The sequence below is a fragment of the Brevibacillus sp. HB1.1 genome (assembly GCF_013332445.1).
Lineage (GTDB): Bacteria > Bacillota > Bacilli > Brevibacillales > Brevibacillaceae > Brevibacillus > Brevibacillus porteri.
On the sequence record NZ_JABMIV010000008.1, the window covers coordinates 178,402 to 197,901 of the forward strand.

Annotated in this window: 15 protein-coding genes and 1 other RNA gene; 3 read left to right on the forward strand and 13 right to left on the reverse strand. The window is 48.6% G+C overall.

Annotated elements, in window-relative coordinates:
• Positions 1 to 38: 38 nt before the first annotated feature.
• The 5 genes from ssrS to HPY27_RS20605 form a co-directional block, all read right to left on the reverse strand.
• Positions 39 to 220, reverse strand: a non-coding RNA gene (gene ssrS / locus HPY27_RS20585) — 6S RNA.
• Positions 221 to 270: 50 nt separating this feature from the next.
• Positions 271 to 2,061 carry an aspartate--tRNA ligase gene (aspS, locus tag HPY27_RS20590; RefSeq protein WP_017247586.1) on the reverse strand — a complete coding sequence of 597 codons (1,791 nt, stop codon included), beginning with the start codon at positions 2,059 to 2,061 and terminating at the stop codon, positions 271 to 273.
• 24 nt (positions 2,062 to 2,085) lie between these two features.
• Positions 2,086 to 3,360, reverse strand: a complete 1,275-nt coding sequence (gene hisS, locus HPY27_RS20595) for a histidine--tRNA ligase (protein WP_017247585.1) — start codon at positions 3,358 to 3,360, stop codon at positions 2,086 to 2,088.
• Between the two features lie 600 nt (positions 3,361 to 3,960).
• Positions 3,961 to 5,484, reverse strand: coding sequence for a coproporphyrinogen III oxidase (locus tag HPY27_RS20600; protein ID WP_174225834.1), 1,524 nt, complete (start codon positions 5,482 to 5,484; stop codon positions 3,961 to 3,963).
• A 94-nt stretch (positions 5,485 to 5,578) separates the two neighbouring features.
• Positions 5,579 to 5,749, reverse strand: a complete 171-nt coding sequence (locus HPY27_RS20605) for a hypothetical protein (RefSeq protein ID WP_017247583.1) — start codon at positions 5,747 to 5,749, stop codon at positions 5,579 to 5,581.
• 155 nt (positions 5,750 to 5,904) lie between these two features.
• Between HPY27_RS20605 and HPY27_RS20610 the strand changes: the two genes are divergently transcribed.
• Together HPY27_RS20610 and HPY27_RS20615 are read left to right on the forward strand one after the other, a co-directional pair.
• Positions 5,905 to 7,794: an N-acetylmuramoyl-L-alanine amidase family protein gene (locus tag HPY27_RS20610; RefSeq protein ID WP_017247582.1), complete on the forward strand. Its 1,890-nt coding sequence runs from the start codon at positions 5,905 to 5,907 to the stop codon at positions 7,792 to 7,794.
• A gap of 235 nt (positions 7,795 to 8,029) precedes the next feature.
• A complete protein-coding gene (locus tag HPY27_RS20615; RefSeq protein ID WP_026042973.1) occupies positions 8,030 to 8,524 on the forward strand; it encodes a DinB family protein in 495 nt (164 codons plus the stop codon).
• A gap of 65 nt (positions 8,525 to 8,589) precedes the next feature.
• On the opposite strand, the gene HPY27_RS20620 is transcribed toward HPY27_RS20615, so the two are convergent.
• The 8 genes from HPY27_RS20620 to HPY27_RS20655 all read right to left on the reverse strand — a co-directional run bounded on the left by HPY27_RS20620 (position 8,590) and on the right by HPY27_RS20655 (position 17,826).
• Positions 8,590 to 9,150 (reverse strand): short-chain dehydrogenase, encoded by a 561-nt coding sequence (locus HPY27_RS20620; RefSeq protein ID WP_017247580.1) that lies wholly within the window; start codon positions 9,148 to 9,150, stop codon positions 8,590 to 8,592.
• 26 nt (positions 9,151 to 9,176) lie between these two features.
• Complete coding sequence (gene dtd, locus HPY27_RS20625; RefSeq protein WP_017247579.1) at positions 9,177 to 9,614, reverse strand: D-aminoacyl-tRNA deacylase; 438 nt, start codon at positions 9,612 to 9,614, stop codon at positions 9,177 to 9,179.
• Between the two features lie 51 nt (positions 9,615 to 9,665).
• Positions 9,666 to 11,837 (reverse strand): RelA/SpoT family protein, encoded by a 2,172-nt coding sequence (locus HPY27_RS20630; protein WP_017247578.1) that lies wholly within the window; start codon positions 11,835 to 11,837, stop codon positions 9,666 to 9,668.
• A gap of 383 nt (positions 11,838 to 12,220) precedes the next feature.
• Entirely contained in the window at positions 12,221 to 12,733 is a 513-nt protein-coding gene (locus HPY27_RS20635; protein WP_017247577.1) for an adenine phosphoribosyltransferase, read from the reverse strand.
• A 12-nt stretch (positions 12,734 to 12,745) separates the two neighbouring features.
• Positions 12,746 to 15,094, reverse strand: a complete 2,349-nt coding sequence (gene recJ, locus HPY27_RS20640; protein ID WP_173622462.1) for a single-stranded-DNA-specific exonuclease RecJ — start codon at positions 15,092 to 15,094, stop codon at positions 12,746 to 12,748.
• Positions 15,095 to 15,258: 164 nt separating this feature from the next.
• Complete coding sequence (secF, locus tag HPY27_RS20645; RefSeq protein ID WP_083261699.1) at positions 15,259 to 16,176, reverse strand: protein translocase subunit SecF; 918 nt, start codon at positions 16,174 to 16,176, stop codon at positions 15,259 to 15,261.
• Positions 16,166 to 17,404 (reverse strand): protein translocase subunit SecD, encoded by a 1,239-nt coding sequence (gene secD / locus HPY27_RS20650; RefSeq protein ID WP_083261700.1) that lies wholly within the window; start codon positions 17,402 to 17,404, stop codon positions 16,166 to 16,168. The genes secF and secD overlap by 11 nt, the downstream gene beginning before the upstream one ends.
• Positions 17,405 to 17,589: 185 nt before the next feature.
• Positions 17,590 to 17,826 carry a post-transcriptional regulator gene (locus tag HPY27_RS20655; protein ID WP_017247573.1) on the reverse strand — a complete coding sequence of 79 codons (237 nt, stop codon included), beginning with the start codon at positions 17,824 to 17,826 and terminating at the stop codon, positions 17,590 to 17,592.
• 87 nt (positions 17,827 to 17,913) lie between these two features.
• Between HPY27_RS20655 and spoVB the strand changes: the two genes are divergently transcribed.
• Positions 17,914 to 19,500, forward strand: a complete 1,587-nt coding sequence (gene spoVB, locus HPY27_RS20660) for a stage V sporulation protein B (protein ID WP_017247572.1) — start codon at positions 17,914 to 17,916, stop codon at positions 19,498 to 19,500.

Here is a 19,500-nt window from a genome sequence, read left to right on the forward strand (position 1 = left end):
CTTATAGTCAATCGGAAAAGTAGGATTGAAGTTAAAAAAGGAGCCCCATTATGCCGTGTTGCTCCTTAGTTTTGAACCTGCTCATCGCAGGTGGGTGTCTTGCCGAACTGTTACAGACGTCCACTCTAAGGAGGCATGCCTTTACAATCACGGACGAAAAACTCCCTAAACAAACTTTGTGGCTCAAAACTATCGGATGTCACGAGCATAGCAGGGCTTTCATCATAGTATTACCAATGTATCAAAGAGCAATGCAGTTGCGCAAGTCGATTACGCTTCCACCTTTTCTTCTTCTGTGACAATTGTTGCAATGGACAGCTCTTTCAATTGTTTTCCGTCTACTACATCTGGAGCGTTTACCATCAGGTCGCTCGCACTTGCTGTTTTCGGGAATGCGATGACTTCGCGCAGGTTAGTGCGGCCAGCCAAGAGCATGATCAGACGGTCCAAGCCGAGAGCGATTCCACCGTGTGGAGGTGTACCGTATTCGAATGCATCCATGAGGAAGCCGAATTGTTTACGTGCCTCTTCTGGTGAGAAGCCAAGTGCGGTAAACATTTTTTCTTGCACTTCGCGCTTGAAGATCCGCATGGAACCTCCGCCGAGCTCATATCCGTTGAGAACCATGTCGTACGCTTGTGCGCGCATTTGACCTGGATCGGTGTCGAACAGGTGCAGATCTTCGTCTTTTGGACGAGTAAACGGATGGTGCAGGGCAACGTAGCGTTTTGCATCCTCATCCCACTCAACCAGTGGGAAGTCTACTACCCAGAGGAATGCGAACTTGCTTTGGTCAATTAGGCCAAGTTCAGCACCCAGCTTGGAACGAAGGGCACCCAGTGCATCTGCTACTACTTTTGGTTTGTCAGCAACGAACAGGAGCAAGTCGCCTTCTTCTACCGCCAAGCGTGCTTTCATCTCGTTGATTTCTTCTTCTTTAAAGAACTTCGCAATTGGCCCTTTGATTTCGCCGTCTTTGAAGCCGATCCAAGCCAAGCCTTTCGCGCCATAACGGGAAGCGAATTTGCCAAGGTCGTCTGCTTCTTTACGGGAGTAGTGTCCGCAACCTTTTGCGTTGATCGCTTTTACTTGTCCGCCGCCAGCTACAGCTGCTGCAAACACCTTGAAGTCGCTTGTCGCAACCAGATCAGATACGTCTGTCAGCTCCATGCCGAAGCGTACGTCTGGTTTGTCAGAACCGTAACGCGCCATTGCATCCGCATACGTGAGACGCGGGAATGGAGTTGGTACGTCTACACCAACCGTTTGCTTGAATACGTGAGCAACCATCTTTTCCATCATCGGCAGGATCTCTTCCATAGACAGGAAAGAGGTCTCAATGTCGATTTGGGTAAATTCAGGCTGACGGTCAGCACGCAGGTCTTCGTCACGGAAGCAACGAGCGATTTGGTAGTAGCGCTCCAAACCGGATACCATCAAAAGCTGTTTGAACAGCTGTGGTGATTGTGGCAGTGCGTAGAACTCGCCTGGATGTACACGGGAAGGCACGAGGTAGTCACGTGCGCCCTCAGGCGTACTCTTCTGGAGAATTGGTGTTTCGATTTCCAGGAAGTTGTTCTCATCCAGGTAGTCACGGAACGCTTTCGCTGCTTTGCTGCGCAAAATCAGGGAGCGCTGCATTTCTGGACGGCGCAAGTCCAGGTAGCGGTATTTCAGACGAACTTGTTCATCTACATCGATCTCGTCTTCAATCAGGAACGGAGGCGTTTTTGCATCGTTCAAGATTTCGATTTCAGAGATGTGCACTTCTACTTCGCCGGTTTTCAGCTTCGGATTGATTGCTTCTGGTGCACGGTTTACAACTTTCCCTTTTACAACCAGTACGTATTCGCTACGCACTTTGTCAGCCGCTTCCCAAGCTTCTTTGTTGTACTCCGGGTTGAATACGATTTGGACGATACCTGTGCGGTCACGGAAGTCGATGAAGATTACGCCCCCGAGGTCGCGACGCTTTTGTACCCATCCGTTCAGTACGACTTCTTGCCCAACGTGTGCTGTTGTTACTTCTCCACCATGTACGGTGCGATATTGCCAAGACATGATCATTTCCCCCAACGATTTGTTTTATTGATTTGCTTTTGCAGCGAGTACCGAAACGAGTTCCTCGCGTTTCACTTCTTGTTGCTCGCCTGTTGCCATTTCCTTTAGAACAACCGTGCCATTCGTTAATTCAGACTCGCCGATGATCGCCGTAAAACGAGCCTGTAGACGATCTGCTTGCTTCAACTGTGCTTTCATTTTCCGATCCAGATAATCCAGCTCAGCCGCAATCCCAGCTTGGCGCAATTGGTCGACGAGAACAAAAGCTGTTGTTTTCGCTTCTGGTGTCTGCACCACTACAAAGCAATCGATGCCACCCGAGATCGGCAGTTGAACACCTTGCTTTTCCAGAGCCAACAGCAGACGCTCGATACTGAGTGCGAAGCCGATGCCCGGCATATCGTCGCCGCCCAGCTCTGCAACCAGTCCGTTGTAGCGTCCACCGCCACAAAGCGTTTCTACCGCACCGATCTCTGCCATTTTGATTTCAAATGCGGTCAGTGTGTAGTAGTCCAAGCCGCGAACCAGACGCGGATTTACATGAAACGGAATATCCAGCGCGGTCAAGTAGTTTTGTACGGCTTCGAAGTGTGTCGCGGATTCTTCGCTCAAGTAGTCCAAAATGGACGGAGCATCCATCGTCAGTGTTTTGCATTTTTCATTTTTGCAATCGAGCACGCGGAGCGGGTTGCGATCGATACGAGATTGGCAATCCTCGCACAGCTCAGAGCGAACACCGTTCAAGTGTGCGAGCAAATGCTCCCGGTGACGCGCCCGGTCTTCTACCGTACCTACGCTGTTCAATTCCACAGAAAGTCCTGTCAATCCGAGCTCCTGATACAGACGAATCGCAAGGCCAATGACTTCTGCATCGATCGCTGGATCGCTTGAACCGATCGCTTCTGCACCGAATTGGACGAATTGGCGATAGCGGCCTGCTTGCGGACGCTCGTGACGGAACATCGGCCCCAGGTAGTACAGCTTGGTAGGCTGATTAGGCACACCGTACAGCTTGTTTTCCACGTAGGAGCGAACAACACCCGCTGTCCCTTCTGGACGCAGCGTGAGAGCGTCCGTACTGCGCGGATTGGCTACACTGTACATTTCTTTTTCCACGATATCCGTGGTCTCGCCTACACCCCGTTGGAACAACTCTGTGCTCTCAAACAGCGGCGTACGAATTTCCGCGTAATTGGAGCGGCGACACAGATCGCGGGCCTTGGCCTCCACGTAGTGCCACAGCTCTACAGTACCAGGCATGATATCCTGCGTACCGCGTGGGATCTGGATTCTAGTCATTCCTCTCGAACCTCCATGTCTTTTCAAAAACTCGGGCTAACGCCAAACCTTCAGGATCAAGGAACCTTTATTTTTGACCAAATAAAAAAGTCCCCCGTCTCCTGACATTTAGCAAATCGCCGCATGTCAGGGACGAGAGACTGGTTATACTCCCGTGGTGCCACCCTGTTTGAATAGCCTTACAATCACAAAAGGCTATCCCACTTATTAGCCGTTAACGCCGGCACACGCCTGCCAGTTACTGGGGAAAGAGATTTCTTTCAGCCGTTCACTGCGGTCTTCAGGGATGTCATTCACCAAGCCGTTATACGAAAGCACTCTCAGCCACGGCGCTTTCTCTCTGGGCATCCGGTTCCTGGATACTTGTTCCCGTCATCAGATCATTTCTTATTCAATAAAAAAGCTTAATGTGAATCATAGCAAACCCGCCAACTGCCGTCAACAGGCGCTCGAATAAAACTTTTTTTAACGTGTAAGAATTTATTAGCGACATGCTAATAAATTCTGGAGCGCATAAAAACTTTCCGCAAAAACGCGGTCGCTCCTCCTTGAAAAAGCCTCGATAGAGGTTTTTTTATTAATCAACAGTATATCCATCACTTACTTGCCACATACCTGTCCAGCCGTTTTCGCACCCGAATAGATTTGATCCAAATCACGAAGCTTGTTTTCAACCAGAACCTTGTATGTGTCATTGTACGTTTTTGGGTCCTTTGGATTCGGAAAGCGCGTCAGCTTGCCGCTTCCTGGAGCCATCAGCTTGGATACGGCACCACAGCCGAGACCAAGGATGGTTTGTACCTCTTCCATGATCATGATGTTGTAGATGCTCTCCTGCCCTGGCTTGGCATATCCGACATTCTCCAAATTTCCCAAAATGTTTTTTTGCCGATACAAATAGTAAGGGTCATAGCCATTCGCCGCTGTCCACTCGGAAGCCATATCCATCATCTTACTAATTTCTTCGCGACTAGCGACCTTGTAGCGGTCTTTGTTCTGCGTCATCTCAGATGCTCTCTTGAAAGACAGCGTATGCACCGTCAGCGAGGCAGGCATTAGCTTTTCTACCTCTTGGAGGCTGTGCGCCAGCTCGGCTACGCCTTCATTTGGCAGCCCGATGATCAGGTCCATATTAATATTAGTCAAGCCCATCTCCATAGCCAGATGGTATTTCTCAATCGTCTCTTCGACGGTGTGATGACGTCCGATTGCCTGGAGCGTCTCCTGCGTGAACGACTGTGGATTAATGCTGATCCGATCCACTTCCCACTGCTTCATCACATCAAGCTTTTCACGTGTAATCGTGTCGGGTCTTCCCGCCTCAACTGTCAACTCACGCACATCTCCCATTTGTGGAAAAGAGCGATGCATCGTCTCAAACAGCTGGTTCATGTCATCTGCGGTAATACTCGTAGGGGTTCCGCCCCCGAAATAAATGGACGTGATCCGTTGGTCATTCGCGCGAAGCCACTCTCCCATCCGCTCCATCTCGTAATGGAGACCTTCGAGAAACGGATTAACCGAAGCCGTATGACTGCGAATCGCGTAAGCAGGAAACGTACAGTACGCACACTTCGTCGGACAAAATGGGATGCCGATATACACAGACAGTTCACGATCAATTTGATACAAGTCAGGCACGACGTTGAGCTGCTTGTCTACGATTTCTTGCAAAAGGTTCAGCTTGTATGGACGCAAAATCACATCCTGCTGCAATCGCTTATGTGCTTCCTGTCTGTCTACACCAGCGGCGTTCAACTGGTGCAGCAGTTTCGTCGGGCGTATCCCGGTCAAAATACCCCAGCCTTGCTCCATGCCCGTGTATTCTTCCAACATCAATAACAGCGCATAGCAAAGAGCTTGCTTGGCCGTCTTTTTCATCGCTTTTTCATCACGTGCTACGTAGTCTCGCTCCACCTGATGAGAGATGCTTCGTTTGCCATCGCATAACTCTCCCGAAGCTACGACTCCATTTTCATGCACGGTCAATGCCAGCTTGATTTTCAAATCAGCCTCACCTGTCCACTCCGGCACAAAAGTGAGCGCTGGATCTTCGTAAAATAACGCGAGAATTAAGGAGAGTTCCCGCTCGAATGCGTGTCCCTCACATACGATCTGTATCATGGAGTTCACCTGCTTTTTTCAAAAATGCCACTCCTCATCATAGCCGACGAGAATTACTCGGGTCAACTAGACAAGTTGTGGCATCATGTGCAAGTCATCGCCGTTTTTGCCGTGGATGTTGGATATCCCGCAAGCCTGGATGAAAATCTTGGGCCATTTCTACATTTTGGAGTGACATTTCTTTCTCCAAATCGTCTTGAAAATCAACAGACAAAAACTGCCGATTCAATCCTTGCGCGAATGTTTCCTTCTTTGACTGTCTCACGATGAATTCCTCCTGAAAAGCTGCGTGTGCTAGCGTCTAGTAAAATCTAGTATTGCCTTGCCTGCCGAAAAGCAATCAGGGAAGCCATGCAGAACTTTGTCGTTTTTTGCAGGAAAAAGCAGGAGAACTAGCGAAGTGATTATTTTGGTAAAAACATGAAAAATCACAAGGAATTCAAGAAGCTACTTATTTCGGAAAGGATGTCTATCGTGTTTGTTCGTCAAAAGATCCTGAGGAGTCTCCTGACTGTCGTCTGTGCCATTTCCCTCCCCGTTTCTGCAGCTTGGGCCGCCGGTTCTGTTCAGGTCACCGTGGACAAGCTCAATGTCCGTTCAGGTCCTAGCCTCCAAGACGCTATTGTCACTACACTGCCGAACAAAACTGTGCTGCCTGTCATCTCCACCAAAAATGACTGGATTCAGGTAAAGCTTCCGAACGGCCAAAACGGTTGGGTAGCGAACTGGCTCGTCAGCACACAGCAGCAGCAACAGAAACCAGCAACTGCATCTGCCAAGCAAGTAGAGAGCACCACGACGAATGTCAATGTTCGTTCTGGACCCGGTCAGACATATGCAGTCGTACAAACAATCAATCCAGGTACGCGCTACCCCATCGTGCAAAAGAGTGGCGAATGGATCCAAATTCAACTCAACGCAGGAACAAAAGGCTGGGTCGCAAACTGGCTTGTAAAAGAAGTAGGTACGGGACAAGCAGTTACTCCTCCCTCTACTGGTAGCACACCCCCAACAACCAATCCTGCGGGGACAGGCTCACAACCGAAGCCTCCCGCCGTACAAGGAGCCAGCCTCACCTTGGACTTCGCTCCGTACGTATACGCCACGCCAGATGCCAGTACACCTGCTATCGGTCAACTACATGCGGGCGAGAAAATCACGGTCTTGAACAGACAAAATGGTTGGATTCAATTCCCATACGATGGAGTCAACGCTTGGCTCTCCACCGATCAAACCAACCCGGACACAGGTCAACCGACTCTGCCCGAAAATGGAAATGGAAGCACGAAACCTCAGACTGGGCAACCATCTTCTTCGAGTCAAACCGCCACAGTAAAAACGGACGGATTGAATCTGCGCAGTGAACCGAACACAACGAGTGCTATTCAAGCTACACTTCCAGTCGGAGACAAGTTGACTGTTTTGGAAAAACAAGGAGACTGGTACCGCGTCAACACGGCAGCCGGAAAAACTGGCTGGGTGGCAGGCTGGCACATTTCGGTGAACCAACCAAGCATGCCTACTCCGAGTGGCCCATACGTGACGATCATGAATCCAGATACCAATGTTCGTTCTGGTCCGAGTACAGATCACGATATTATCAAACAGGTGCAGCCTGGTGAGAAATACGGAATTGCCAATAAATCAGGCGAGTGGTTCCAAGTAAACTTCCTTGACGGCTCAACAGGCTACATTGCAGGCTGGCTTGTTTCAGCTAATGGTGCGCCAGCAGTGGTACGCAGTAATGATCTTGCCGGCAAAGTCATCGTCGTCGACGCTGGTCATGGTGGTACTGATGGTGGCTCGACTGGCTCCAGCTTCTCTACTTTAGAGAAAACAGTCAATCTGCAAGTATCTCTGCTCCTGCGTAACAAGTTGGAAGCAGCAGGCGCCAAAGTCATCATGACACGAGCTGATGATCGCAAGCTGACTCTGCAACAGCGCGTCGACATTGCGATTCAAAATCAGGCTCATATTTTTGTCAGCGTCCATCACAATACGCATCCAAACTCAGCAACGAATGGCTCGATTATTTTCTACTACAGCCAAGGTAACTCTAGCAAGCTCGCCTCCCTGGTTCAAACGGAACTGGTGAAAGCGACGAGCTACAAGGATATGAATTATCGTTACGGAAACTATTTCGTTCTACGCGAAAACCCGGTGCCGTCCATTTTGGCCGAGATCTCCTTCTTATCCAACTACAACGATGAGATTCGCGCACGTTCCGAGAAACAACAGGATCTTGCCGCAGAAGGTCTATTCAAAGGGATTGTCCAGTACTTTAATACACAAAGCAATCAGGGAGGCTGATCCCTCTCTGACAAAAACCCCCATGCGAAAGAAGCTGCTCAAGCTCTCTCCTATGGGGGTTTCTTTTATGGCGCATCCGATCACATCAAGGCAAGGCAGGAATTCCAAAAGGATATGCGAATATCATAAGGCATCGAAAGGAGTGATGACGGATGAAAAACAATCACAATATCAGCAAACGCACGGTATGGACGCAGGTGATCACAAGTTAACCTTTGAAAATGGAGTGATTTCTATTAAAACCATGTTTGAGTACAATTGGATGGTTCGTGAAGAATGGCTGAAATGGTGTGAGGATGTTCCGATGGAAGAATTGCTTCGTCCGCGCATCGGGGGTGTCGGGGGTATTTTGCACACATTGTTCCATGTTATTGATGTAGAGTGGAGCTGGATTCAAGTCATGCTAGGAAGGCCAGATTTTCAAGAAAGCTTCGATCTTCACAACCGGTTGGAAAAGGTTCGTGAGCTGGAGGCGACTTTTCGCCCGGATGTGCTTCAATTTTTGCGCAATTGGGATGAAAGTATGGAAACAAGAGCCTTTCAGGATACGAAGCCAGACGGCAGCATCGCTACATACACATGGGGTGAAATTATGCGACACATGATCGCTCATGAAATCCACCATGTCGGACAGCTATCGATTTGGGCACGAGAAATCGGGAAAAAGCCGATTTCCGCAAACCTGATCGGCAAAAATCTGATTCTCCCTTCAACCAATTTCATTCACTGACCCGAATCAGTACTGAAACGACAAAAACGATTGCATTCGGCAATCGTTTTTTGTTGTTGACTTCGCTATATGGATGAATACACCGGGCGTTTTTCCCACGGCTCGACCTGACCGACGATGACTTGCCGTTCTTTTGCTTGCAAAGCGTCAATCACCCCAGCTGCGATTTCATCATTTGTCAGCCAGCGTGCATGCTCACCTGCACATGTAAAACCGAGGATGACCCGTCGGTACATACAGTATTCTGATGTAGGCTCTGTCATTGGATTTTTCCAAGCAGCGCTCCCACACACATGCAGCAATTGCCAGCACTTCTCAGGACGCGACAGTTCTTCTACGATCACAGGCAGTGCATGCGGCGCAGTCGAATGAATCCACGCGACAACCACATCCATCGGCCCTCTCTTCTCTACGAGATCGGCGATAGCCTGACGCAAGCTGTCTTTCTGGTGGTAGTCTTGCGATAGCAAATGAATCGACTCTGGATGAGTTGAACCGTCTCTGACACTTCTTAATTTGACTGGATCACGACCAAGCACGGTTACTTCATAACCTTGGCGAGCCAGCCAGCGGGAGACCTCTGTAAGCATGCCACTCGCACCTATTACCAATGCTTCTTGCGCCATGTTTCCATCCCCCTTGATGGTTGTAATTACGATTCCACAATCAGTGTAACAGGACCATCATTTAACAGACGTACGTCCATCATTGCGCCAAAACGTCCTGTTTCCACCTGGAGCCCTTTTTCACGCAGCTTGGCATTAAACAGCTCGTACAGCGGTTCAGCTTGCTCTGGTCGTGCGGCAGCCATGAAGTTCGGTCGTCTGCCCTTTCTGCAATCGCCATACAGCGTAAATTGGGATACGGACAAAATTTGACCACCCTTATCTAATACAGAGAAGTTCATTTTGCCTTCCTCGTCTTCAAAAATGCGCAAGTTCGCAATTTTGTCTGCGACAAATTCTACTTCTTTTTCTGTGTCTTCATGCGTAATTCCTACCAGCAGCATTAAGCCGTGATCAATTTGTCCGACGACTTCACCTGCTACGGTAACACTCGCTTCTCTTGTTCTTTGTACGACAATCCTCACACTGACTCATCCTTTCTGTTATGTAAACAAGAACACCCAATCCACGAGGGATTAGGTGCTCAGTATCCGGCGAACCGAGTAAATATCTTTGATGCGCTTGATGCGCTCTACTACTTTCAACAGATGATCCACATTGCTAATCGAGATGGTCATATGAATCGTTGCTACTCGATTTTTATCGGACTTGCCACTGACAGCCGCAATGTTCGTCTTTGTCTCTGCTACAACCTGTAATACATCGTTTAACAATCCGCTCCGATCATTGCCCGTGATCTCGATCTCTACATGGAAATTATGTTTGAAATCGGTATCCCATTCGACATCAATCAGACGCTCTGTACATTCGTCCGTCAGTACGTTCGGACAATCCAATCGATGCACCGATACCCCACGACCTCTTGTAATGAAGCCGATAATCTGGTCGCCTGGGACAGGTGTACAACAACGAGAAATACGGACGAGCAAATTATCCAAGCCACGAACTTTGACGCCAGACTCACTCTTGGCAGAACGATTTGCTGGATTGGGTTTGACCTCAGGAATGGTCGGGTTTTGTTCTTCGCGCTCCCGACGGAGTTTGTCTAGAAGACGAGTCGCAATTTGCGAAGCCGTGATGCCGCCATAGCCGACTGCGGCAAACATGTCTTCTGCCCCTTGGAAATTAAACCGGGCTGCCGCTTCCTTCAGGTTTGTTTCCGTCATCGCTTCTTTTACATCAAAGCTGCGCGACTTGATCTCCGCTTCCACCATCTGCTGACCTTTGGCGACGTTCTCTTCCCGCTTCTCTTTTTTAAACCACTGTTTAATTTTATTTCGAGCATGCGCGGATTTAGCCATTTTTAGCCAGTCCTGACTAGGACCATACGAATGCTTGGAGGTCAGGATTTCGACGATATCGCCTGTTTTCATCGCATAGTCGAGCGGTACGATCTTGCCGTTCACTTTGGCGCCAATTGTTCTGTTTCCTACGGCAGAGTGAATCCGGTAGGAGAAGTCCAACGGCACAGAGCCTTTTGGCAGCTCGACTACATCGCCTTTTGGTGTGAAGACGAAAACCGTATCGGAGAAAAGATCCTGCTTGAGACTTTCCATGAACTCTTGCGCGTTCGGAGCCTCTTCCGATCCGCCTTCGATAATCTCCCGCAGACTGCCCAGCTTCTCTGCAAACGAGCCTTGCACGATGCTTTTGCCTTCCTTGTACGCCCAGTGAGCCGCGATCCCGATCTCAGCTGTCTGGTGCATATCCCATGTACGGATTTGCACTTCCAATGGCTCACCTTTTGGCCCAATCACTGTCGTATGAAGAGATTGGTACATGTTCGTCTTTGGCATGGCAATGTAATCTTTAAATCTGCCTGGCATCGGCTTCCACAAGGTGTGCACGATACCGAGAACCGCATAACAGTCGCGGATGTCATTCACGATGATACGCAATGCTAGCAGGTCATAAATCTCATTGAACTGCTTGTTTTGCCTTGTCATCTTTTTAAAGATGCTGTAGATATGCTTCGGACGTCCCGAAATTTCTGCCTCGATATTTAACTCGCCCAGCTTTTCTCTGATCGTATCTGATGCTTCATTCAGATAGGCTTCGCGCTCCACCCGTTTCTTTTGCATCAAATTTACAATCCGATAATACTGTTGCGGATTCAAATACCGAAGCGCCGTATCTTCCAGTTCCCATTTAACGGAAGCAATCCCCAAGCGATGGGCAAGTGGCGCAAAGATTTCCAGCGTTTCATCGGAAATCTCGCGTTGCTTCTCCTCCGACATATGCCGAAGTGTCCTCATGTTGTGCAGACGGTCTGCCAGCTTGATCATGATGACGCGGATGTCCTGTGCCATGGCAACCAGCATCTTGCGGTGGTTTTCGGCGAGCTGCTCTTCTTTTGACTTGTATTTAATTTTTTCCAGCTTGGTCACTCCATCTACCAAGAGAGCTACATCCGGTCCGAACTGCTCACGGAGATGATCAAGCGTAATCTCAGTATCTTCCACGACATCATGCAAAAATCCAGCCGCAATCGTAACGGCATCCATGTGCAGGTTTGCGAGAATACCAGCCACGGCGATTGGGTGCATAATGTAAGGAACACCTGATTTGCGTATTTGCCCTTCATGCGCTTTTTCGGCAAGCTGATAGGCACGCGTAATCAGGTCCATATCCGATTGTGATAAATAGGTGCTTGCTTTTTTTACTATCTCATCAATGCCGGTAATCATAGTTTCCTTCCCTTATCCTCTCAGTAAAATAACCTCAATCGAGGCCTTCTCACGGAGGAGCGACCGCATTATAGCGGAAAGTTTCACCGAAGTATTGCCGGAAGCAGACGCTGAGGCACTTCGTGATGCGCTCCGGAAAGTTTAAGCCTGGACGCATTATGCACTGTGAAGCACTTGAACTTTCCTATACGTCTAGAAAACTTGGGCTTTGCCAAGCCTTTTGGCGCAGGCGAAGGCTTACTTGCACGTATCATGTCTGTCTATTTCATACTATTATCTTGTATGTCGTTCGTCTTGTAAAGCTGAATTCCCCTGTAAAGTATGTACAGCCGCAGAAAAAAGAAAAAAACGGGCATTTCACCCGTTTTTCCTTGTTGCATCAATTAATATTGAACGAGCGATTTGATAGGAATTTCACCAATTTTGCTACGTCCATCCAAGTAGGACAGTTCGATGAAGAAGGCAGCTCCTACTACTTTGCCTCCAAGTTGCTCAATCAAATTGATTGTTGTCTCAATGGTTCCACCAGTCGCCAGCAAATCGTCTGCAATCAGAACACGCTGACCTGGTTGGATAGCATCTACGTGTACAGCCAGTGCATCTTTTCCATACTCCAGGTCGTAATCTGCCTTGATGGATTCATATGGCAGCTTGCCAGATTTGCGGATCGGCACAAAGCCAATTCCCATTTCGTACGACAATGGAGCACCTACTACGAATCCACGTGCTTCTGGACCCGCAATCACGTCTGCTTGTACTTCACGAGCGAAGACAGCCAAGTCTTGAATCGCAGCTTTGTAAGCAGGGCCATCTTTCAACAGAGTAGTGATGTCCTTGAAACGAATACCTGGCTGTGGAAAATCTGGGATAACACGAATGTATTGTTTAAAATCCATGAAAAATTCCTCCTAAACGGTGGTTGGTTCCACCAATTGATGAAGCGCTTGAATCATTGCATCAGAAGAAGAAAGCAATAAATCCGTAGCAAGCTGTGCCTCTTCTTTCCAATTCGCATAGAGCATAGAGCTCTCGAGCGGCCTTTTCGCAGTGTTGGTCTGCAACGTGTACTGCTCGGCCTCCTCTACTAAAAACTCCAGCTCCATAAAGATGGCGATCATGCCGTCTAATAGATTTCTTTTCCATTGCAGCTTTTTGGCCAATGCATCCATATGGATTTTTTTAACAGTTGGCACCTGGACGAAAAACTGGTACAACTGTTTAAAATGATCCCGGCCCGGACAGGAAAGCCGCTCCATTCCCAAATCCGGATCACCAAACAAACAGTATATACGCTCCGCTTGTTTGAGCAAGACACGAACCACTTCCAATTCGGAACGATGCTTCGGCAAATCATACAAAATCACGTTGGAAGAGGCTGTGATGTTCGTCCCCTCTCGACCAACCACAAACAAGGAATTCACCTGATCGCTTGTCGCTTTCGCTGCCAATGGCTCATAGCTATCCTCGCGAAACAGAATGGTCACCGAATTTGACTCCACCATCACTTGCTGCCATTTCTCTATCTTGTCACGACTGCCTCGCCAGTCAAACACTTGCTGGTGTCCAACAGACAAATCACGGATCGTCAGCTGAGGCTTTCGATTTCCGTTCCATTCGTTTACAGACAATTCTCCTAATACGTGAAAACGTGCCTTGGGCGTTACTCTCTTTGTTACATGTGCCCAGTTGAAGCCAATTGCATCCAAAGAGGTTCCCGCTTTGTTCAATGTACACTTCAAATGATTGTCATCTCGCCCAATGGTGCGCATCCCTTGTGTTTCTACTTCTTCTAATAAAACAAGCGGTGTTGGATTCCCCATTCCATATGGGGCGAGCTGTTCAAGTTGCTCCGCTGCCGTCAAGCTGATCTCTTCCATGCTCATCGCAACGTCCACTTTGGTCATCGGCGTGAAGTCTTCAGCGGACAACCACTCTCCAGCGAGCTCGTTTAATTTTTGGCGTAATAAGTCGAGATTTTCTACAGGCAAGGTCATCCCCGCTGCCATTGTATGACCGCCATAGTGCGGTAGCCATTCCTTGCAAGCAGTCAGACCTTCATACATATCAAAACCTGCAATGCTTCTTGCCGAACCTTTTGCCGTTCCTTTTTCCGGATCAATGCCAAGAACAATCGTTGGACGGTAAAAAAGCTCGACCAATCGGGAAGCTACGATCCCTACCACGCCCACGTTCCAGCCTTCTTTTGCCAGAACGAGAACATTGTTCTGGTCTGGTGGATACAGCTCATTCACCATTTGTACAGCTTCCTCAGTCATCGCTGCGACGATTTCCTGACGTTCGCGGTTTAAGTCGTCCAGCGCCTGGGCACATTTCTCTGCTTCGTCCATATCCGAAGTCGTCAGCAATTTCACAGCGGATTCAGCCGTCTCCAGCCTTCCACTCGCATTCAGACGCGGTCCTAGCGCAAAGCCTACATGTCCCGCAGACAGCTCGGTATCCGCTAACCCACAAACTCGGATTAAGGCTTGCAGACCAAGGTTCCTTGTATGATTTAAGCGCTTTAATCCTGCTCGAGCAAGAATGCGATTTTCATCTACCAACGGCACCAGATCCGCTATCGTCCCCAATGCAGCCAAATCAGCCAAATGCAGTGGCGGTTCTTTCAGCAAGGCATGCCCCACTTTAAAGGCGACCCCCACTCCCGCCAACATATCAAACGGGTACGAACAGCCGGGCTTCTTGGGGTTAATCACAGCAAATGCCTCCGGGATGATTGCCGGAGGTTCGTGATGGTCGGTTACAATGACGTCAAGACCCAACTGGTTCGCGTACGCTACCTGCTCCACTGCACTGATCCCTGTATCGACAGTGATGATCAGCTTATAGCCGCTATGATGCAGATGCGCCAATGCGTCTTTATGTAACCCATACCCTTCTGTAAAACGGTTGGGAATGTAGTAGTCAAAAACAGCGCCGAGTTGGCGCAGTAGATGTACCATTAACGATGTGGAGCTAACCCCATCGGCGTCGTAATCGCCGTATATGCAAATCGGTTCTTGCCTTTGAATGGCTTGTTGAATGCGATGCACGCTTTGTTCCATTCCATCCAGCAAGAAAGGGTCATGAAACAATTCTGGACCGGCTTGCAAAAAGTCACGAGCCTTTTGTGATGTGTCAATGCCACGTATCACCAGTAGCTTGGATACGAGCGGAGTAAGCTGGCAATCTGCGGCAATACTAGCAGCTAGCTGCTCATCATAGGTGGCCAGTTTCCAGCGTGTTTTCGCTTTCAGCATGGGCTTTCCTCCAATCCTCATTCATTATAGAGGATGGAGCAGGAAGCTGACAACTGCATAAAACATACCGTTTTTTGCAAAACTCTCATGTGGCTTCAAACTGCGGCAAATACAGAAACAGAGAATAGAAAAACCGCAGGGTTCACCTGCGGTTTCGTCCACCTTTACACTACTTCTTTTTTCTTTTTCATATTCCGTTCTTTCAAATTCACCCATACTTGAGCTGCAATAAAAATAGAGGAATACGTACCACTCACCAGACCGAACAGAAGGGCCAAGGAGAAGTTTTGAATGCTCTCGCTTCCCAAAACAGCAAGTGCAAGAGCTGTGAAGAATACAGTCGCTACCGTGTATACAGAACGGCGCATGGTTTGCCACAGTGACACGTTCACCAGATGTTCCAGTTCAGGAATTGTCTTGGATTTCATCGTTCTCAAGTTCTCCCGAATCCGGTCAAAAATAACGATTTTATCGTTAATCGAGTAACCCAAGATCGTCAGAAGCGCGGCGATAAAGGTAATGTCTACCTCCAACCCGAGGATAGAGAACAACGCAATCGGAATAAACACGTCATGCGCAAGCCCCACGACACATGCAATACCGAACAGCCATTGGAAGCGGATCGCGATGTAGATGGCAATTCCCACAGCAGCAATCGCAACGGCAATCCCTGCTTTTTTCACCATCTCTTGCGCAATACTCGGATCAACCGACGAAACCTGCTTCGAGACCTGCTCACCATATTTTGCTTTGAGAGCCATTTCCACTTTCATCAGTGTGTCAGATGAAATGGTTTGGTCAAAACGTGTATAAGCCTGATTTTTACCATACGGAGTGACCTTGCTGAAATTCACATTAGGAACCTCTTTCTTGATCACTGCTTCTAAATCTGTCGGATTGAATTCTTTTCCTATGAACATATCCAAGCGAGTTCCTGCCTTGAAGTCAACGCCAAGGTGAAGCCCTTGAAATAGCGTAAACAGAAGGCCGATGATAATAATCACAGAGGAAGCAATGAAAAACTTCTTGCGATTTTTCACGATGTCAAATCTGACTACAGTATGGTCTTTATCATAGCTCACGGATCTCACTCTCCTTTACCCCGAACCAGAACGGCTTTTTAAACATGTTGGAACGGACAACCAGCCAAAGGAGGAAGCGAGACCCAAACACGTTGGTAATAATACTTACGATAATCGTCATCGCCAATACAACAGCGAAGCCTTGTACGGAGCTCGTCCCGAAAAAGAACAGTACGCCCGTTGCAATCAGTGTCGTCACGTGAGCATCGATAATCGTAACCAAGGAACGGCGTTCACCTGCACGGAAGGCAGAGAGGACTGTCTTACCAGAACGAATTTCTTCCTGGATGCGCTCATATGTAATGATGTTAGCATCCACGGCAATCCCCACGGCCAAAATAAATCCAGCAATACCTGGCAGCGTCAACGTTGCATTCATCCAGTCGAGTACGACCATACAAAAATAGGTAAATCCAGCCAAGGTAATGTTCGCAATCATACCTGGCATACGGTAAACAACTACCATGAAAATAAAGATCAGCGCAGCTCCGATATACCCTGCATACAAGGTTTTCTCCAGAGCCAGAGTTCCCAAGGAAGCACCCACAGAGGTTACTTGCTTCTCAACCAGTTTGGCTGGCATCGCACCGGAATTCAGCAGATCAGCCAATTCCTGTGCCGTTTCCTGTGTGTAATTTCCAGTAATTTGCGCGCTACCACCAGTAATGACCGATTGAATGGTCGGATTGGTTTGCATCGTCTCATCCAAATAGATCGCCATTGGCTTGTGCAGGTTTGCACGTGTGACATCTTCTAGCTTCTTCGGCTCAGAGAATTTCAGGGTAACGAGCGGGCGTTTCAGCTCGTCATAACCAACTGCTGCCCCGTTTGGAGCCAAGTCACTTCCTTGCAACATAATCTTGCCATTTTCATCACGGAACGTCAGATGTGCAGGCTTTCCGATCAAGTCGCGAAGCTTGTCCTGATCCGCTGTTTGTGATGCGATTTGAACACGAATCCGGTTTGGCAATTCAGTAGTGGTGACTGGCTCAGCCACGCCACCGATGTTAATCCGCTTTTCAATCATGTGTGCTGTTGATTTCAAAAGCTCAATATCAACTTTGTGCCCAGCCTCGAGAGGCTCTACCTCATACAGAATCTCAAACCCGCCCTGCAGGTCCAGACCGAGTGTGATGTTTCCTGCCACCTGCTTGGTCGTAGTTGTTATAAGCGTAGCCAAAAGCCCTACAACGACCAGAAACAGGAGGAATCTTCCCCATTTAATCATAGTAGTAATACCCCTCTTTCCTAACAGGGTCCCGTCCTAGACGAGAAACCAATATGCCCATTATAACGAAGTACAAAAAAACGTGTCAATTATTGCTGGAAAAGTGAACCATGGTAACCAACCCCTTGCGTTTTTCGCGACATGTACGTATACGAAGAGGCCGCCCGGAAGTTTCTATAAAATCGCTACGAATTTTTATACATTTGAATCATGAGGTAATTCATATACTTGTTAGGCTTCAAGGACAAAATGTCGTTGACAAGCTGGTGTATCGGTGGCATTTCTTTATAGCTGTTCGTGACGCATTCCCAAACGTCTTCAGGTGCCACGTTGTCGTACCCCAAAAGAGCAAATTCCTCTGCCTTGCTTACACAAAGACTTGCGACTTGTCCATACCATTCCTGTTTTTGCGCTTGGTCCATCCCAATTTCCCCCTCAAAGTAGTCATGCCGACAGCGGCACGTCCATATTCTTTACTGAGTGAATTTATCCTTGCAAAGGAGCCTTCCATGAAACAATCCTTCTTTTACGGAACGGTCATCCTCATTATTGCTGGTGGCATCACCAAAGTGTTTGGTTTTGCTCACAGGATCGTGTTGTCGCGCATTATCGGAGCGGAAGGGATGGGGCTTTATCAAATGGTTGTGCCCCTTTTATACTTTCTGATTACTGTGACGACATTCGGACTTCCAGTTGCCATTGCAAAGCAAGTGGCAGAGACGGAAGCAGCTAATAATCCGCGGCTGACTCGCCGATTTCTGTTACTAGCCTTGTCGGTCACAGGCGGGATTAGCCTCTTCATCTGTGTCCTGCTCCTCTTGTTCGCTCAATGGATATCCGGAATGCTATTTGCTGACCCTCGTGCACACATTGTTCTGCTTGCAGCCATCCCGGTCATCCCGATTTCCGGCATTTCTCTTGTCCTGCGAGGATACTTCCAAGGCAAGCAAAACATGATCCCTACTGCCGTCTCTCAACTTGTGGAGCAAGTCGTCCGAATGGCACTGGTCGTTGTCATGACGATGTCGTTTCTATCGGCAGGGATTGAGTACGCCACAGCAGGGGCTGTCGCCAGCATTATTTTTGGAGAAGCCGCCGGACTCTTGTACATTCTCTGGCAGTATCGTAAAGGCAGCAAAAAAGCAGCAGCTCAGCTTCTGGATAAGCCCCTTCTCATGACGGTTTCAGCAAGCAAAAAGAGCTTGTCGCAACTCATCCATGTCGCACTCCCTGTCACGCTAAGCCGTATCATCGGCTCCATCGCTTACGTACTAGAGCCGATGCTCGTACCGTATGCGCTCGTCATCGCAGGCTTTACCACCTCGACTGCAACTGGTTTGTACGGACAGTTTGCCGGAATGGCCGTTCCTTTGTTGCTTTTTCCCACTTTTTTAACGTATTCCTTGTCCGTTTCCCTCGTTCCTGCCGTGGCGGAAGCGGCCTATCAAAAAAATGCTCCACTCGTGCATCGCCGCATTTATCAAGCCATGCGGATTACACTCGTCATAGGAGCACCTTGTACCGTCTTGCTCACCATTTTTGCAGAACCTTTATGTGTCCTGCTCTACGGCAATGAGTATCGGGAGGTTGGCGTACTACTAAAAGAGCTGGCACCGTTCTCCGTCTTCCTGTTTTTCCAAGCACCGCTTGCAGCCGCCTTGCAAGGCCTCGATTACGCTCAGGTCGTCTTTCGAAATACACTGATCAGTGCCATCGTCAAAACTGTCGCCATGTTTTTTTTCACGGCACATCCAGCATTCGGCATTCACGGCGCTGTCGTTGCTCTTAATATCGGCATTACACTTGGGACATTACTGCATTTTGCCAGCCTGATCAAAAAAATCGGGTTTACGATCGACCTTCGTGAATTCGGCAAAATCGCGGTCGCCATGCTTCTCATGGGTTATTCTGGTTCCTATATTGCCAAGCACTGGTTTATGGACGTATCCATTGGTCAGCTATTGACTGCAAGCACCTTCATTAGCACCTTGCTGTACTTTGTCCTGCTCGTCGCCATGCGTGTCTTGGGCAAACAAGACGTGCGTCGCATTCCGTGGATCGGCGAACAACTCGCCGTGTTCTTCCCTCGCCGCTAG

What these genes read in the sequence shown, in the direction of transcription:
- hisS (WP_017247585.1), bottom strand. Translation starts at nt 3,360, where the DNA reads ATGACTAGAATCCAGATCCCACGCGGTACGCAGGATATCATGCCTGGT.
- spoVB (WP_017247572.1), top strand. Translation starts at nt 17,914, where the DNA reads ATGAAACAATCCTTCTTTTACGGAACGGTCATCCTCATTATTGCTGGT.
- recJ (WP_173622462.1), bottom strand. Translation starts at nt 15,094, where the DNA reads ATGCTGAAAGCGAAAACACGCTGGAAACTGGCCACCTATGATGAGCAG.
- aspS (WP_017247586.1), bottom strand. Translation starts at nt 2,061, where the DNA reads ATGTCTTGGCAATATCGCACCGTACATGGTGGAGAAGTAACAACAGCA.
- HPY27_RS20635 (WP_017247577.1), bottom strand. Translation starts at nt 12,733, where the DNA reads ATGGATTTTAAACAATACATTCGTGTTATCCCAGATTTTCCACAGCCA.
- HPY27_RS20620 (WP_017247580.1), bottom strand. Translation starts at nt 9,150, where the DNA reads ATGGCGCAAGAAGCATTGGTAATAGGTGCGAGTGGCATGCTTACAGAG.
- HPY27_RS20630 (WP_017247578.1), bottom strand. Translation starts at nt 11,837, where the DNA reads ATGATTACCGGCATTGATGAGATAGTAAAAAAAGCAAGCACCTATTTA.
- secD (WP_083261700.1), bottom strand. Translation starts at nt 17,404, where the DNA reads ATGATTAAATGGGGAAGATTCCTCCTGTTTCTGGTCGTTGTAGGGCTT.
- HPY27_RS20655 (WP_017247573.1), bottom strand. Translation starts at nt 17,826, where the DNA reads ATGGACCAAGCGCAAAAACAGGAATGGTATGGACAAGTCGCAAGTCTT.
- HPY27_RS20600 (WP_174225834.1), bottom strand. Translation starts at nt 5,484, where the DNA reads ATGATACAGATCGTATGTGAGGGACACGCATTCGAGCGGGAACTCTCC.
- HPY27_RS20610 (WP_017247582.1), top strand. Translation starts at nt 5,905, where the DNA reads ATGAAAAATCACAAGGAATTCAAGAAGCTACTTATTTCGGAAAGGATG.